General features: G+C 38.2%; 18 protein-coding genes and 2 other annotated features. All 18 genes read right to left on the reverse strand.

Annotated elements, in window-relative coordinates:
• Positions 1–2: 2 nt before the first annotated feature.
• Complete coding sequence (gene rpoB / locus MHB75_RS12300; RefSeq protein ID WP_068450108.1) at positions 3–3,563, reverse strand: DNA-directed RNA polymerase subunit beta; 3,561 nt, start codon at positions 3,561–3,563, stop codon at positions 3–5.
• A 245-nt stretch (positions 3,564–3,808) separates the two neighbouring features.
• Positions 3,809–4,408 (reverse strand): class I SAM-dependent methyltransferase, encoded by a 600-nt coding sequence (locus tag MHB75_RS12305; RefSeq protein WP_121176053.1) that lies wholly within the window; start codon positions 4,406–4,408, stop codon positions 3,809–3,811.
• Positions 4,409–4,490: 82 nt separating this feature from the next.
• On the reverse strand, positions 4,491–4,850 hold the full coding sequence (gene rplL / locus MHB75_RS12310; protein ID WP_087681983.1) for a 50S ribosomal protein L7/L12: 360 nt from the start codon (positions 4,848–4,850) through the stop codon (positions 4,491–4,493).
• 76 nt (positions 4,851–4,926) lie between these two features.
• Positions 4,927–5,427 carry a 50S ribosomal protein L10 gene (gene rplJ, locus MHB75_RS12315; protein ID WP_068450102.1) on the reverse strand — a complete coding sequence of 167 codons (501 nt, stop codon included), beginning with the start codon at positions 5,425–5,427 and terminating at the stop codon, positions 4,927–4,929.
• A gap of 34 nt (positions 5,428–5,461) precedes the next feature.
• Positions 5,462–5,610 (reverse strand) — a sequence feature (ribosomal protein L10 leader region).
• Positions 5,611–5,656: 46 nt separating this feature from the next.
• Positions 5,657–6,352 carry a 50S ribosomal protein L1 gene (rplA, locus tag MHB75_RS12320; RefSeq protein ID WP_141272427.1) on the reverse strand — a complete coding sequence of 232 codons (696 nt, stop codon included), beginning with the start codon at positions 6,350–6,352 and terminating at the stop codon, positions 5,657–5,659.
• A 124-nt stretch (positions 6,353–6,476) separates the two neighbouring features.
• Positions 6,477–6,902 (reverse strand): 50S ribosomal protein L11, encoded by a 426-nt coding sequence (gene rplK / locus MHB75_RS12325; RefSeq protein WP_068450098.1) that lies wholly within the window; start codon positions 6,900–6,902, stop codon positions 6,477–6,479.
• A 167-nt stretch (positions 6,903–7,069) separates the two neighbouring features.
• A complete protein-coding gene (nusG, locus tag MHB75_RS12330; RefSeq protein WP_068450096.1) occupies positions 7,070–7,603 on the reverse strand; it encodes a transcription termination/antitermination protein NusG in 534 nt (177 codons plus the stop codon).
• A gap of 97 nt (positions 7,604–7,700) precedes the next feature.
• Entirely contained in the window at positions 7,701–7,886 is a 186-nt protein-coding gene (secE, locus tag MHB75_RS12335; RefSeq protein WP_068450094.1) for a preprotein translocase subunit SecE, read from the reverse strand.
• A 34-nt stretch (positions 7,887–7,920) separates the two neighbouring features.
• A complete protein-coding gene (gene rpmG, locus MHB75_RS12340; RefSeq protein WP_255314689.1) occupies positions 7,921–8,088 on the reverse strand; it encodes a 50S ribosomal protein L33 in 168 nt (55 codons plus the stop codon).
• Between the two features lie 47 nt (positions 8,089–8,135).
• A complete protein-coding gene (gene sigH, locus MHB75_RS12345) occupies positions 8,136–8,774 on the reverse strand; it encodes an RNA polymerase sporulation sigma factor SigH (protein WP_445667008.1) in 639 nt (212 codons plus the stop codon).
• A 73-nt stretch (positions 8,775–8,847) separates the two neighbouring features.
• Positions 8,848–9,357 (reverse strand): NYN domain-containing protein, encoded by a 510-nt coding sequence (locus MHB75_RS12350; RefSeq protein WP_340998014.1) that lies wholly within the window; start codon positions 9,355–9,357, stop codon positions 8,848–8,850.
• Positions 9,358–9,367: 10 nt separating this feature from the next.
• Positions 9,368–10,093: a 23S rRNA (guanosine(2251)-2'-O)-methyltransferase RlmB gene (gene rlmB, locus MHB75_RS12355; protein ID WP_340998628.1), complete on the reverse strand. Its 726-nt coding sequence runs from the start codon at positions 10,091–10,093 to the stop codon at positions 9,368–9,370.
• Positions 10,094–10,258: 165 nt separating this feature from the next.
• The gene (locus MHB75_RS12360; RefSeq protein ID WP_304364143.1) at positions 10,259–10,666 is read right to left on the reverse strand and encodes a Mini-ribonuclease 3; all 408 of its coding nucleotides are present in this window, start codon (positions 10,664–10,666) and stop codon (positions 10,259–10,261) included.
• 4 nt (positions 10,667–10,670) lie between these two features.
• Complete coding sequence (gene cysS, locus MHB75_RS12365; protein WP_340998017.1) at positions 10,671–12,071, reverse strand: cysteine--tRNA ligase; 1,401 nt, start codon at positions 12,069–12,071, stop codon at positions 10,671–10,673.
• Between the two features lie 59 nt (positions 12,072–12,130).
• Positions 12,131–12,366, reverse strand: a binding site (T-box leader).
• Positions 12,367–12,412: 46 nt separating this feature from the next.
• A complete protein-coding gene (gene gltX, locus MHB75_RS12370) occupies positions 12,413–13,873 on the reverse strand; it encodes a glutamate--tRNA ligase (RefSeq protein ID WP_087681985.1) in 1,461 nt (486 codons plus the stop codon).
• Between the two features lie 78 nt (positions 13,874–13,951).
• Positions 13,952–14,428, reverse strand: a complete 477-nt coding sequence (gene ispF, locus MHB75_RS12375; protein WP_340998020.1) for a 2-C-methyl-D-erythritol 2,4-cyclodiphosphate synthase — start codon at positions 14,426–14,428, stop codon at positions 13,952–13,954.
• Entirely contained in the window at positions 14,421–15,119 is a 699-nt protein-coding gene (gene ispD, locus MHB75_RS12380) for a 2-C-methyl-D-erythritol 4-phosphate cytidylyltransferase (RefSeq protein WP_141272419.1), read from the reverse strand. Before ispD ends, ispF begins: the two co-directional genes overlap by 8 nt.
• A gap of 99 nt (positions 15,120–15,218) precedes the next feature.
• Entirely contained in the window at positions 15,219–16,298 is a 1,080-nt protein-coding gene (locus MHB75_RS12385) for a PIN/TRAM domain-containing protein (protein ID WP_340998024.1), read from the reverse strand.
• Positions 16,299–16,304: the final 6 nt, after the last annotated feature.

Raw genomic sequence — 16,304 nt, forward strand, 5'->3', positions numbered from 1 at the left:
GATTAATCTTCTTGTACAGTCGCTGATGCTTCTGCATTTTCATCATTTGGAAGAATGTTTAATGCGTTATTTGATGTGTTTTCTTCTTCATCATCTAAGTCGCGTAGTTCAATTTCTTCGTCATTGATGTTTAACATTTTCACATCTAAACCTAAAGATTGTAACTCTTTAATTAGTACTTTGAATGATTCTGGAACGCCTGGTTCTGGAACCGGATCGCCTTTTACGATTGCTTCGTATGTTTTCACACGACCAACAACGTCATCTGATTTAACAGTTAAGATTTCTTGAAGTGTGTGCGCAGCACCATATGCTTCAAGAGCCCAAACTTCCATCTCACCAAAACGTTGTCCACCGAATTGCGCTTTACCACCAAGTGGTTGTTGCGTAACAAGTGAGTAAGGTCCTGTTGAACGTGCGTGAAGTTTATCGTCAACCATGTGCGCAAGTTTGATCATGTACATAACCCCAACTGATACGCGGTTGTCTAACGGTTCGCCTGAGCGACCATCATAAAGAACTGTTTTACCATCACGGTTCATACCAGCTTCTTCCATCACTTTCCATACATCTTCATCTGACGCACCATCGAATACTGGTGTAGCCATGTGAACACCTAAGTAACGAGCAGCCATACCTAAATGAAGCTCTAATACTTGTCCGATATTCATACGAGATGGTACCCCAAGTGGGTTAAGCATGATATCGACTGGTGTACCGTCTGGTAAGAATGGCATATCTTCTTCTGGAAGGATACGCGAGATAACCCCTTTGTTACCATGTCGTCCGGCCATTTTGTCACCAACGCGAATTTTACGTTTTTGAACAATGTAAACACGAACTAATTGGTTAACACCTGGAGATAATTCGTCGCCATCTTCACGGTTGAAGACTTTAACATCAAGTACGATACCACCGGCACCATGTGGTACACGAAGTGATGTATCACGTACTTCACGTGCTTTTTCACCGAAGATTGCATGTAATAGACGTTCTTCAGCAGTTAATTCTGTTACACCTTTTGGCGTTACTTTACCTACTAAAATATCACCGTCATTTACTTCAGCACCGATACGAATAATACCACGTTCGTCAAGGTTACGAAGTGCTTCTTCTCCGACATTTGGAATGTCACGAGTGATTTCTTCAGGCCCTAGCTTTGTATCACGCGCTTCTGATTCATATTCTTCGATATGAACTGAAGTGTATACATCTTCTTTAACTAGGCGTTCATTCATGATGACAGCATCCTCATAGTTATAACCATTCCAAGTCATGAAGGCTACAACTACGTTACGACCTAATGCAAGTTCACCTTTTTCCATTGATGGACCGTCAGCAAGAATATCGCGTGGTTTTACGCGCTCGCCTACGCTCACAAGTGGACGTTGGTTATAACTTGTACCTTGGTTTGAACGAACGAATTTTTGTAGTTTATATTTAGTTAAATCTCCTTGAACCTCTTTACCGTCTACAACTTCAATACGGCGTACGTGGATTGAACGAGCTTCTACATGTTCTACAATACCAGCATATTTCGCTACTACTGCAGCACCAGAATCACGTGCATCTACGTGTTCCATACCAGTTCCAACGAATGGAGCTTCAGGGTTTAATAAAGGAACAGCTTGTCGTTGCATGTTGGCACCCATTAGAGCACGGTTTGAGTCATCGTTTTCTAAGAATGGGATACATGCTGTCGCAGCAGATACTACTTGTTTAGGAGATACGTCCATGTAGTCAATTGTTTCACGCTTGAAAACAGAGTTATCTCCACGGAAACGACCTACCACTTCACTCTCTACGAATGTACCATCTGGATTTAATGGTGAGTTCGCTTGAGCTACTACATAGTTATCTTCCTCATCTGCTGTTAAGTAATCGATATGCGCAGTTACAGCACCTGTTTCAGGATCGACACGACGATATGGCGTTTCGATGAAACCAAATGGATTAACTTTTGCATAAGAAGATAGTGAGTTGATTAAACCAATGTTCGGTCCCTCAGGAGTTTCAATCGGACACATACGGCCATAGTGAGAATAGTGAACGTCACGTACTTCAAAGCCAGCACGTTCACGTGTTAAACCACCAGGTCCTAATGCAGATAGACGACGTTTGTGCGTTAATTCTGCAAGTGGGTTTGTTTGGTCCATGAATTGAGATAATTGAGAACTACCAAAGAATTCTTTAATAGACGCAATTACTGGACGAATATTGATTAATTGTTGTGGCACGATTGATTCAGTATCATTGATTGACATACGTTCACGTACAACACGTTCCATACGAGATAAACCGATACGGAATTGGTTTTGCAGTAACTCACCTACAGAACGTAGACGACGGTTACCTAAGTGATCGATATCATCTGTATCACCGATACCATATAATAAATTAAAGAAATAAGATACTGAAGCAACAACATCTGCTGGTGTTAAGTGTTTTACTTCATCATCAACATATGCATTACTAATAACTTTAATTTCTTTTTGAGCTTCGTCGTTCGGCGCGAAGATTTTTACTTCTTGTACTAATACGTCGCCTTCGATTACGCCACCCACTTTAGAAAGGGTTTTGAAACCAACACCATTCTCAAGGTTTGGAATAATTTTGTCTAGGACACGACGATCAATTAATGTGCCTTTTTCAACTAAAATTTCGCCTGTTTCTGGGTCTACCAGTGTTTCAGCGATTGTTTGGTTGAATAAACGGTTTTTAATGTGAAGCTTTTTGTTCATTTTATAACGACCTACAGCTGCTAAATCATAGCGTTTTGGGTCGAAGAAACGAGAATACAATAAGTTTTTCGCACTTTCTACTGTTGGTGGTTCACCAGGACGTAGACGCTCATAAATTTCTAGAAGCGCTTTTTCTGTGCTTTCTGTATTATCTTTTTCTAATGTATTACGCAAGTACTCGTTATCACCGATTAAATCGATGATTTCTTGGTCTGAAGCGAAACCTAATGCACGTAAAAGTACTGTTACTGGTAATTTACGTGTACGGTCGATACGAACATGTACTACATCTTTCGCATCTGTTTCATATTCAAGCCATGCACCACGGTTAGGAATCACTGTAGCTCCAAAACCTTTTTTACCGTTTTTATCAGTTTTATCGTGGTAGTATACACTTGGTGATCTTACTAATTGGGAAACGATAACGCGTTCTGCACCGTTAATAATGAAAGTACCTGTTTCAGTCATTAATGGGAAATCACCCATGAATACTTCTTGTTCTTTCACGTCTCCAGTTTCTTTGTTATGCAAACGTACTTTCACACGCAATGGCGCGGCAAAAGTTGCGTCGCGTTGTTTACATTCATCGACATCATATTTTGGTTCCCCAAGACTGTAATCGACAAACTCTAGTGATAAATTCCCTGTGAAGTCTTCAATCGGTGAAATATCGCGGAACATTTCACGTAATCCTTCTTCTAGGAACCACTCGTTAGATGCGGTTTGAATCTCAATAAGATTCGGAAGTTCCAGCACCTCTTTAATACGCGCGAAGCTTCTACGCTGGCGGTGTTGTCCGTACTGAACTAGTTGACCTGTCAACTCATTCACCCCTCATAAAGCGATAATAGGTCTTTCAAAATCTTTACACATCGTGTATGATTTGAAAGACAAAAAAGAAAACGAGTTCATATAATTTAGAGCTCATTCTCGTTTAACCAAACTTAAAAAATTGCTGACTTTTTACCTTGAACGATAAAAAGACATACCTATGCAATTTAAATATTTTTGCATTTTCTTATAATATCATAGCCGATTTGTCAAGTCAATCTTTTATTGTTGACAAATTATTTGACAGCTCTGATAATCCAATAACCTTTGACCTTATCAACAACTTCTACCAAACGAAACTTTTCAGCTAAATGATCCATCGTTGAAGGGGCTCCTTGCTTCTTTTGAATCACAATCCACAGCTCGCCTTCTTCTCTCAGCACATCATACGCTTGGTCATAAAAACGAAAAATCGTTTTCTTTCCTGCGCGGATTGGCGGGTTTGTCAAAACAGCAGCGACTTGATCTGTTTTCACAGATGAAAGTGCGTCACTCTCATAAATCTGCACATTTTGTACTCCGTTATTTTCCGCATTTCTCTCAGCTAAACTTAATGCTCGGTCATTCACGTCCATCATATGAACTGTGCGATCCGGATAACTTTTAGCAATCGACAACCCGATCGGCCCATAACCACAACCTACATCTAAAATATCTCCAGAAACACTCGGTAATTCAAAGCAGTCGATTAACACACGGGATCCAAAATCTACTTCGCTTTTACTAAACACGCCTGCGTCAGTTTCAAAAGAAAATGTAAAACCTCTTAATGTGAAATTCCACTTTCTTGGTTTGCTTTCTACATGCGGTTTTTTTGAATAATAATGTTCTGACATATTTCGCCCTCCTTCACATAAAATGAAGAAAAGCTCGTCAATAAGTATATTGACGAGCTTTTGTTAATCAATAGAAAATTAATTACTTAACTTCTACGTTTGCGCCAACTTCTTCAAGTTTAGCTTTGATTTCTTCAGCTTCTTCTTTAGATACGCCTTCTTTAAGAGCTTTAGGAGCGTTATCTACAACTTCTTTAGCTTCTTTAAGACCTAAACCAGTGATTTCACGAACCACTTTGATTACTTTAATTTTAGATTCACCAGCAGATGCTAATACAACATCAAATTCTGTTTTCTCTTCAGCAGCACCAGCAGCGCCACCAGCAACAGCTACAGGAGCTGCAGCAGTTACACCGAATTCTTCTTCGATTGCTTTTACTAAGTCATTTAATTCTAAAACTGTCATCTCTTTGATTGCAGCTAAGATTTGTTCTTGGTTCATTATGAGTTCCTCCTATTTGGAATCTAATTTTTTATTTTTTTGTGCATATTACTATGCGGTGAAGATCAACTTGCTATTAAGCGCCTTGTTCTTCTTTTTGGTCTGCAACAGCTTTTGTTGCAAGCGCGAAGTTGCGCATTGGTGCTTGTAGAACTGATAAAAGCATAGATAATAGACCTTCGCGTGATGGAAGTTCTGCAAGTGCTTTGATTTCTTCAGCAGAAGCCACAGCGCCTTCGATTAAACCAGCTTTAATTTCAAGTTGTTCGTTTTCTTTCGCGAAGTTGTTGATAATACGGGCTGGAGCGATTACATCTTCAGTTGAGAATGCAATAGCGTTAGGGCCTGTTAATGCAGAATTTAAATCAGCATGACCAACTTCTTCAGTAGCACGGCGAACTAAAGTATTTTTGTATACTTTGAATTCAACACCAGCTTCGCGTAATTGTTTACGTAATTCAGTTACTTGTGCAACTGTAAGACCACGGTAGTCAACTACTACTACTGACGCTGCGCTTTTGAATTTCTCAGCGATTTCTTGAACAACAGTTTGTTTCATTTCAACTGCTTTGCTCATGATTGGACACCTCCTATAAGAATGGGTCACTTATACCGACAAAAGAAAAGCCCCTCATCAATAAAATAGAGAGGGGCGGAAATTCATCATCATTAAAGAGTCTGAGTTCCTTTGCCCTCGGTAGGATCATTAAGTAGTCAATTAAGCTACCCCTACTGTCTATGGTACAAATGGATAATTCACAACGTTGTCTATTTTAACAATAGAACAGTACATTGTCAATATGAAATTATTTTGCTAAAGAAAGAGAGTCAATTTTGATTGATGGTCCCATTGTAGTTGTTACGTGAACAGACTTCATGTAAACACCTTTAGCAGTTGCAGGTTTAGCTTTTGTGATTACATCAACGATTGTTTGGATGTTTTCAGCTAATTTGTCAGCTTCGAATGAAACTTTACCTACTGGTGCATGTACGATACCAGCTTTGTCAGCACGGTATTCAACTTTACCAGCTTTGATTTCATTAACAGCTTTAGTTACGTCAAAAGTAACTGTACCTGTTTTAGGGTTTGGCATTAAACCTTTAGGTCCTAATACACGACCAAGTTTACCAACTTCACCCATCATGTCTGGAGTCGCAACGATTACGTCGAAATCGAACCAGCCACCTTGGATTTTTTGGATGTACTCAGCATCGCCTACGTAGTCAGCGCCAGCAGCTTCTGCTTCTTTGATTTTTTCACCTTTAGCGAATACTAAAACTTTTTGAGTTTTACCAGTACCGTTTGGTAGTACTACTGCACCACGGATTTGTTGGTCGTTTTTACGAGTATCGATGTTTAAGTTGAAAGCAACTTCTACAGTTGCATCAAAGTTTACAGTGCTTGTGCTTTTTGCTAACTCAGCAGCTTCTGCTACTGTGTATAGTTTATTTTTATCTACTAGCTTAGCAGCTTCTTGTAGTTTTTTACCTTTTTTAGCCATTATAATTTCCTCCTTGATTGTGGTTGTAGCGGAATAAACCTCCCACGAATAAAGGCTGCGAGTTTCAATCTTGTGAAACTGTCGCAACCTCCAAAAAACAAAACTTCTCTATCAAGTAATGGGATTAGTCTTCGATGACAATACCCATGCTACGTGCAGTACCTTCTACCATTAACATAGCAGCTTCTACAGAACCTGCGTTTAAGTCTGGCATTTTTGTTTCAGCGATTTCGCGAACTTTATCGCGTTTCACTGTAGCTACTTTAACACGGTTTGGTTCACCTGAACCTGATTTAATACCAGCTGCTACTTTAAGTAACACTGCTGCCGGCGGAGTTTTTGTAATGAATGTGAATGAACGATCCTCAAATACAGAAATCTCTACTGGAATGATTAAACCTGCTTGGTCTTGTGTACGAGCATTGAATTCTTTACAGAACCCCATGATGTTAACACCTGCTTGACCTAGTGCAGGACCTACTGGTGGAGCTGGATTTGCTTTACCAGCTTCAATTTGAAGTTTTACAACTTTTACAACTTTTTTAGCCACGAGACACACCTCCTTAAGTCCGTGATGTGGTCAAAGGGTTTCCCCTCCCACTCAATATCTGTCTGTCGGCTTATTCCGATAACATTAAAAATTACGGTAGTCATACATTACAGTCTGACCTTTGAAATGATAACACTTTTATGTTTTTGTGGCAAGTTCAAAAGTGATTAAACTTTTAAAACTTGTGCAAAATCTAGTTCCATAACCGTTTCACGGCCGAACATATCAACATTTACTTTAATTTTTTGTTTATCAGCATCAATTTCTTCAACCACACCTTGGAAGTGTGCGAAAGGTCCTTCTTTCACTTCTACTAAGTCGCCTACTGCGAAATCTAGTTCTACAGTTGGTGAGTTCGCTTCCATTTGCGCAAGGATGACTTCTACTTCTTCTGGTAATAATGGAGTTGGCTTAACACCGCCACCTGATGAACCGATAAATCCTGTTACACCTGGTGTATTACGTACTACATACCAAGCATCGTCTGTCATAATTAACTCGACAAGAACGTAACCTGGGAACGTTTTACGCATATATGTTTTTTTCTTACCATCTTTTACTTCTGTTTCTTGTTCTTCTGGGATGATTACGCGGAAAATTTTATCCGACATTCCCATTGTTTCGATACGTTTTTCGAGATTTAACTTTACTTTATTCTCGTAACCTGAATACGTATGAACAACATACCAATTCTTCTCCATAATTGTCTGGACGCGTGGTCCATTCCCTCCTTTTTTAAGGCAAATGAAAAAACCCGTACACATTACGGGCTCTTTCACAAATCATAACATTTTTCGTCTATAAATCCAAATACATACGGAATAATTTTGAGATTCCTAAGTCCACTAGCATAAAGAATACTGCCATAAAGATTAATGTAGAAATTACAACAAGTGTATATTTACTAAGCTCTTTACGTTTCGGCCAGCTTGTTTTTCGCATCTCAGATAGGACGTTTTTGAAAAACTGCTTTAACTTTGCCATCTAACCTAACCTCCGAATAAATCTTATATAAATGCTATCGTGTCTGCTTATGTAATGTGTGTTCATTACAAGTTGAGCAGAATTTTTTTAACTCCATGCGTTTTGAAAGATCTTTTGGGGCCGGTAAATGATAATTACGAGCGCCACATTTTTCACAACATAAAACGATTTTGTTTGCCATTGTCATCACCTTTTTAGGCATTGTTCTGTTAAAAGACTAACACTTTACAATCTTTTCTGTCAACTAGCTCATATATTCAAAATATGATGTTCTAACTTGCGCTTAATACGTTGTAAAGCATTATCAATCGACTTCACTTCTTTTTTCAGTGCTAATGACATCTCTTGATATGTACAATCATCTAAATAGAGAGCCAATACTTGTTTTTCAAACGCACTAAGCACATCTTTTATTTTTGATTCCATGTAATGGACTCGTTCTTTACTCACCATAACTTCTTGCGGATCATCTTGTTCATTCGTCGCCAAAATATCTAACAATGTATTCACTTGTTCATCATCATTAATCGGCTTATCAAGCGAAACAGAAGAATTCAAAGGAATGTGTTTTTGACGCGTCGCTGTTTTGATTGCTGTGATAATTTGACGTGTGATACATAGTTCCGCAAAAACTTTAAATGTCACTTGCTTATCTTCGTTAAAATCTCGAATCCCTTTATATAGACCAATCATGCCTTCTTGCACAATATCTTCTCGGTCAGCTCCTATTAAAAAATAAGACCCTGCTTTATGTCGAACAATGTTTTTATACTTTGTAATCAAAAAATCTAACGCATCACTATCGCCCTCACGAGAACGAACGACTAACTGCTCATCTGTAAGGGTTTTAAACCGTTGTTGCTTTTCTTGTAATTGATCAGTTATCAAAGTACCACCCCAATTTATGTTCCCTGCATAGTTAGACCTAGTATAACGTAACTAACAATATTTATCCATATACCTAAAATTTTCCTCTACGTATTTTTTCAAGCGCCTCATGTACTTCTTCTGACATATTTAGTGGACGCACAGGTTTTTCTTTAATCGTTTGTCGTACTTTTTCTTCAATACCTTTTTGAGCAGTTTGAACATCGATTTCAAATTCACGCGCTGATTTTCTTAGTGCGCCATTACCAAAAATGACATTTTGTTCAGCCATATCATTTGTGGCTACATAAACTTTTGTTCGACGTGACATTAACTCATTCGATAATTTTTCAATACGAGCATCTGCTGTTTCTTTTGATTTTGTAAAAATAACTTCGACTTCGTGTTTTTTAAGTTTGGTCGCATTTCCTGGGACAAGGTATGCATCGAAAACGACGATTACTTTCATGCCTGAATACGCTTGGTAATCTGCCATCATTTCAATTAAACGATCACGTGCTTCAATTAGTCCATGCTTTTTTAATTCTTGTAGCTCTTTCCAAGCTCCGATGATGTTATACCCATCTACCAACATAATATCCATAGGCAATCACTTATAATTCGTGACGCTTACGGTACACTTCATACATCAATAATGATGCAGCTACCGAGGCGTTTAATGACGTAACATGTCCAACCATTGGTAAATTGTAGAGGAAATCACACTTCTCTTTTAATACGCGACTCATACCTTTACCTTCACTACCGATAATGACGGCAAGAGGTAATGTTGCATCCATGCGACGATAGTCTTCAGAACCTTTTGCATCTGTCCCAGCAATCCATACACCACGTTCTTTTAATTCATCAACGATTTGCGATAAATTACCGACACGTACTGTTGGAATATACTCAATTGCGCCAGTTGAAGCTTTTGCTACCACTGCTGTTAAAGCAACTGAGCGACGCTTTGGAATGATGATTCCATGTACGCCAACAGCGTCTGCTGTACGCATAATTGAGCCTAAGTTATGTGGATCTTCTAATTCATCTAAAATTAAAATAAATGGATCTTCACCACGTTCTTCTGCAATCGCAAAAATATCATTTAATTCCGCATAATTATATGCAGCTACTGATGCAACAACACCTTGATGGTTTTCAGAAGTTAGACCATCGACTTTTTGTTTTGGTACAAATTGTACAACAATTCCACGTTCTTTTGCTAATTCAAGCAGTTCTGCAATCCCTGCTTTTTTTACACCTTCTGCTACCCAAATTTTATTAATATCGCGTGTCGCGCGCAATGCTTCTAATACAGGGTTTTTACCTGCAATCATTTCTTTATCTTTTTGTTCTACCTCGACAACTTCTACGATTTCTTTTGGCTCTTCGTATGGTCTTCTTGTATGCTTTTTAGGTTTGCGACCATCGCGCGTAATTTTATTACCGCGACGATCACGTTCTTCTCGTTTACCTCGTCTGTTATCCATATTGATAACCTCCTATTTCTCAGCTTCCACTGTTTCAATCGTATAAGCAATAATTTCCGCTATCCGTTCTTCTTGTCCTAATAAATATAAATAACCTAAAACAGCTTCAAATGCTGAACTGTAATGATATGTTTGTACGTCTGTATTCTTCGGTACAGAACCTGATTTTGCGTTGCGTCCTCGTCTTAATATACTCGCTTCGTCTTCTGTAAAGAACTCTTCTTCAATCATTTTTCGTACAACTTTTGCTTGTGCTTTTGCAGAAACATAGCGCGTTGCTTCACGATGTAGAATATTCGGCTTCACTTTACCATTACGTAATAAGTGTTCACGTACCGCAATTTCTAAAACAGAATCTCCCATATAAGCAAGCGCTAGAGCATTCAATTGTTTTACATCAATATCTCTTAATTGTCCCAATTGATTAGCCTCGTTTCCAACGTACACCTTGACGTGTATCTTCTAAAATAATGTTTTGTTCTTTTAAAATATCACGAATTTCATCTGCGCGCGCAAAGTTTCGGTCTTTACGAGCTTGTTGGCGTTCTTCGATTAACGCATCGATGTCTGCATCTAATAATTCCTCTGCTTGCGCTAATTGAATACCTAATACACCTGTTAATTCTTCTAGCGCTGTTTTATACGCTTCTAAAACTTCTGTGTTTGTATTTTTAGCTGTTAAATATTTATTTGCAGCAGTTGAAATGGTGAATAGTGCTGAAATGGCATTTGCTGTATTGAAATCATCATCCATTGATTCAACAAAATAAGCTTTTGCATCTTCAATAATTTGTAATTCAGCTTCGTCTACCTCAACTAAATTCGTTGCTGCTTTTAGACGATGTTGTAGATTTTGATGCGTTGTACGAAGGCGATCTAAACCATTCGCTGCTGCTTCCACCAAGTCTTGCGCAAAGTTAATTGGGTTACGGTAATGTACAGATAGAATAAAGAATCGCAACACTTGTGGGTCAATTTGTTGAATGATGTCATGTACTAAAATAAAGTTACCTAGTGATTTTGACATTTTTTCGTTATCAATATTGATATACCCGTTATGCATCCAATAATTTGAGAATTTTTTATCTGTATAAGCTTCTGATTGCGCAATCTCGTTTTCATGGTGAGGGAATTTCAAATCTTGTCCACCAGCGTGAATATCGATTGTATCACCAAAATGATTGTGAACCATAACAGAACATTCGATATGCCAACCTGGACGGCCTTCACCCCAAGGACTCTTCCATGAAATCTCACCTGGTTTTGCTGCTTTCCACAATGCGAAATCTAAGTCATCTTCTTTTTTCGTTCCTGCTTCAATACGTGCGCCAACTTTTAAATCATCTACAGATTGATGTGATAATTGTCCATAATTTTTAAATTTGCGTGTGCGGTAATACACATCTCCTTGCGATTCGTACGCATATCCTTTTTGAACTAATACATCGATGAACTCGATAATTTCATCCATATGTTCTGTTACACGTGGATGGGCATCTGCTTTTTGGGCACCTAGTGCTGTAATATCTTCAAAATATGCTGCAATGAAACGCTCTGTTAATTCAGATACATCTTCACCTAATTCGTTTGCTGCTTTGATGATTTTGTCGTCTACATCTGTGAAGTTTGAAACATAATCTACTTCATAACCACGATACGTTAAGTAGCGACGAACTGTATCATAAACGATTACCGGGCGTGCATTTCCGATATGAATGTAGTTGTAAACAGTTGGTCCACATACATACATGCGCACCTTTCCTTCTTCGATTGGTTTAAATTCTTCTTTTTCGCGTGTTAATGTATTAAAAATTTGAATAGCCAAATGAAACACTCCTTTAGATATTAAGTTTAATAAAAAAACCCCCATCTATCGTAAAGATAGACAGAGGCGAGAAAGTACGCGGTTCCACTCTGATTGAATAGGACTAACCAGCCTCTATTCCACTCAAGGTCGATAACGGTGACAAACCGATTTGACCTACCTCATTAAAAACATGGTTCAATCAAATACTCAGAGGTGCATTTCTGCTTTACAGAGGCTCAGACCACTTTCAGCCGATGATGGTCCTCTCTTTTTGGAGCTTGCGTCACATACTTCTCCTCTTCAACGCTTTATGTTGTATAAGTAACTCTATTCTACAATGTCTTTGCAAAAAAGAAAACTTATTTAATAAATGGTTCGATGCGTGCAATGACTGTTTCTTTACCTAAAAGTTCAAGTGCATCTGTTAATTCTGGTCCATGCATTTCGCCTGTTGTTGCAACACGAATTGGCATGAATAGATTTTTACCTTTATGACCTGTTTCTTTTTGAACAGCTTTGATTGCCTTTTTAATTTCTGGTGCTACGTAGTCTTCAAGTGCTTCTAGTTGTGCTTTGAATGAAGCCATTACTTCTGAAACTTGTTCACCAGCTAATACTTCTTGTTCTTCTTCACTATATGTTAATGCGTCTGTGAAGAATTGTGCTGATAATTCAACGATTTCTGCACCGTAACTCATTTGCTCATGGTATAAGCCGATTAAACGAGATGCCCACGCCGCTTCTTCTTCTGTTGGATTTTCAGGAACAAGACCTTCTTTTTGTAAGAATGGTAAGCATAGTTCAACCACTTGCTCATGCGATAACTTCTTCATGTACTGGTTGTTCATCCATTTTAACTTTTGAGTATCGTACATAGAAGGTGATTTTGTTAAACGTTTTTCAGTGAATTGAGCGATTAACTCATCCATTGAGAAGATTTCTTCTTCACCCTCTGGAGACCAACCAAGTAATGCAAGGAAGTTGACCATTGCTTCTGGTAAGTAACCTAAATCTTTATATTGTGAGATGAATTGAATAATTGACTCATCACGTTTTGATAATTTTTTATGATTTTCATTTACGATTAATGTCATATGACCAAAACGAGGTACTTCCCAACCAAATGCACGGTAAATCATCATTTGTTTTGGTGTGTTTGATAGATGCTCTTCACCGCGGAAGATGTGTGTCATCTCCATTAAGTGATCATCTAAAACAACCGCATAGTTGTATGTTGGGATTCCATTTGCTTTTACGATTACCCAGTCACCGATGTCTTTTGATTCAAACGTTACTTCGCCACGAATTAAATCATCAACTACATATGTTTCTTCTGCTGGTACTTTAAAGCGAATCGTGTATGGTAAACCCGCTGCTTCTTTTTCTGCAACTTCTTCTGCAGTTAAGTGACGACAAGTCCCTTTATACATAGGAGCGGCTACACCATTTGCACGTTGCGCTTCGCGTTCTGCTTCTAATTCTTCTGATGTACAGAAACATTTGTAAGCAAGACCTTTTTCAAGTAATTGTTGTGCATGCTCTGTATATGTGTCTAAACGTTCCATTTGACGATATGGACCGTATGGACCGCCAATGATTGGTGATTCTACAGGGATGATGCCTAACCATTCAAGGTTGTGAAGTTGAGATTCTTCTCCGCCTTCGATGTTACGAGCTACATCTGTATCTTCAATACGGAATACGAAATCCCCATCATAATGTTTTGCGTATAGATAATTAAATAATGCTGTACGTGCGCCACCGATGTGTAAATGTCCTGTTGGACTTGGTGCGTAACGTACACGAACTTTTTTAGTCATAATTCAGATCCTCCTAATTTGTCGAGAAAAATTCAACTTTCCTCATTTTACCACTCGCTCCTTGAAATTTAAAGGAACTCAGGCTTTGATTAACAAAATTGTTGCCATTGCTGCAATACCTTCTTCACGACCAACAAATCCAAGCTTTTCTGTTGTTGTTGCTTTCACATTTACTTGATCTGGTTCTGCATTTAATAGTTCTGCAATACGATTACGCATTGGTTCGATATATGGAGCCATTTTAGGACGTTGTGCCATGATTGTACAATCTACGTTTCCTAACTTATACCCTTTCTCCTCAACAATCTTCCAAATGTACGCTAATAATTTTGCTGAATCTGCATCTTTGAACTCTGGGTCTGTATCTGGGAAATGTCGCCCGATATCCCCTTCACCGATTGCGCCTAATACTGCATCTGTTACCGTATGTAACAATACATCTGCATCTGAATGCCCAATCAATCCTTTGTCATGTGGAATTGTAATACCACCGATAATTAATGGTCGTCCTTCCGCAAACTCGTGTACATCAAAACCTTGTCCAATTCTAAACATATGAATGTCCTCCTGTTCTACGATTTAAAATCGCTTCACCAAAAACTAAATCCTCTTTGGTTGTCATCTTTATATTTTCATAACTACTTTCAACAATATAGATGGATTCATCTAATCGTTCCACTAGCATCGCTTCATCGGTTCCTAAAAAACCATCTGCTGCTGCTTGTTGTTCTGCACGATTTAATAATTCAAATCGAAAAGCCTGTGGTGTTTGAATCATCCATAGATTTGAACGATCCACCGTCTCTTGTATTTTATCATCTTGTACATTTTTCATTGTATCTTTTGCTCGAACACCTGCGATTGCTGCACCCTTTTCTGTTGCCTGTTGTACAAGCTTATGTATCGTCGGTAATTCAATGAATGGTCTTGCTGCATCATGAACAAGGACAATTTCACCATTCTTTATTTCTTGTATACACGCATAAACACTATGCTGGCGTTCTTCACCACCATCAGGCATCGCAACTACTTTATGAATTTCATATTGTGCCAATTGTTGCTGAATATAGGCACGTTCTTCTGATTTTACAGCTAAATATATTGCTCGACACTGCGTATCTTGTTCGAAAACACGTAATGTATGAATCAATATAGGTATGCCTGCTAATTCTAAAAATAGCTTATTTTGATTAGCGCCCATTCGTTTCCCACTACCAGCAGCAGGTAAAATCACGTCATACTGCATATAACGTACACTCCTTCAATATAAAAGGGGCTTTGTCCGTAAAAAACCTCAATTGGTTCTTGGGGACAGCCCCTGTTCGTTTATACATTTATACTACCACTATTTATGGTTTTTTGGCTTAGCAAAAATCATTCGTCCTGCTGAAGTTTGGAGAACAGATGTCACAATTACGACAATCGCTTGTCCAATGTACGACCTTCCTTCTTCTACAACAATCATCGTTCCATCATCTAGATAGGCAACCCCTTGATTATGCTCTTTACCATCTTTGATGACGACAACGTTCATTTCTTCACCTGGAATGACGACAGGTTTTACTGCGTTAGCTAAGTCATTAATATTCAACACACTTACTTTGTGTAGCTCACATACTTTATTTAAGTTAAAGTCATTCGTTAGAATTTGTGCACCCATCTTTTTTGCCAGACGTACTAATTTTAAATCCACTTCAGGTACATCTTCAAAATCAATTTCAGTAATTAAGACATTTGAATTTGAAGCATCTTGAAGTACTTTTAAAATATCAAGTCCACGTCGACCTCTTGTACGCTTTAATGTATCAGATGAGTCGGCAATATGCTGTAATTCAGTTAATACAAATTGCGGGACAACTAAAACACCTTCAATAAAACCGGTTTTTGAAATATCTGCAATTCGACCGTCGATAATAACGCTTGTATCTAGTAGCTTATAACCTACTTCGTTAAAACTCTCCGCACCTACATCTGCTTCTTTTTTCTTATTAGAACGCGATGTGAAAACAGACATTAATTCATCGCGTTTTTTGAAACCGACTTGGAAGAAAACATATCCTAAAACAATGGATAATAAGATTGGTGCAATATCACTAATTACTGCTAAATGAAGACCATCAAGTGCAACACCTACTAAAAACGCTAGTGTTAAACCTATGATTAAACCAATTGTTCCAAATAATAAGTCGCCCACAGGTGCTTTTAATAGGCGCTCTTCAAAGAATTTCATAAATCGAATAAACGGATCTGCCAATACAAAAGACAGAATGAATAAAAGAACTGCACCAAGCGAAACCGTCACATAGGGATTGTTAATCCAAGAGTTTGAACTTAAATGAATAACATCAAATAATGGCGGTAATAAGATAAACCCTAATGTACCCCCGATGAACAAAAATGCGACTTGAACGATTCGTTTTAACATTTCTCT

Origin of the sequence: Kurthia sp. FSL E2-0154 (assembly GCF_038003625.1) — a bacterium.
Classification (GTDB): Bacteria; Bacillota; Bacilli; order Bacillales_A; family Planococcaceae; genus Kurthia; species Kurthia gibsonii.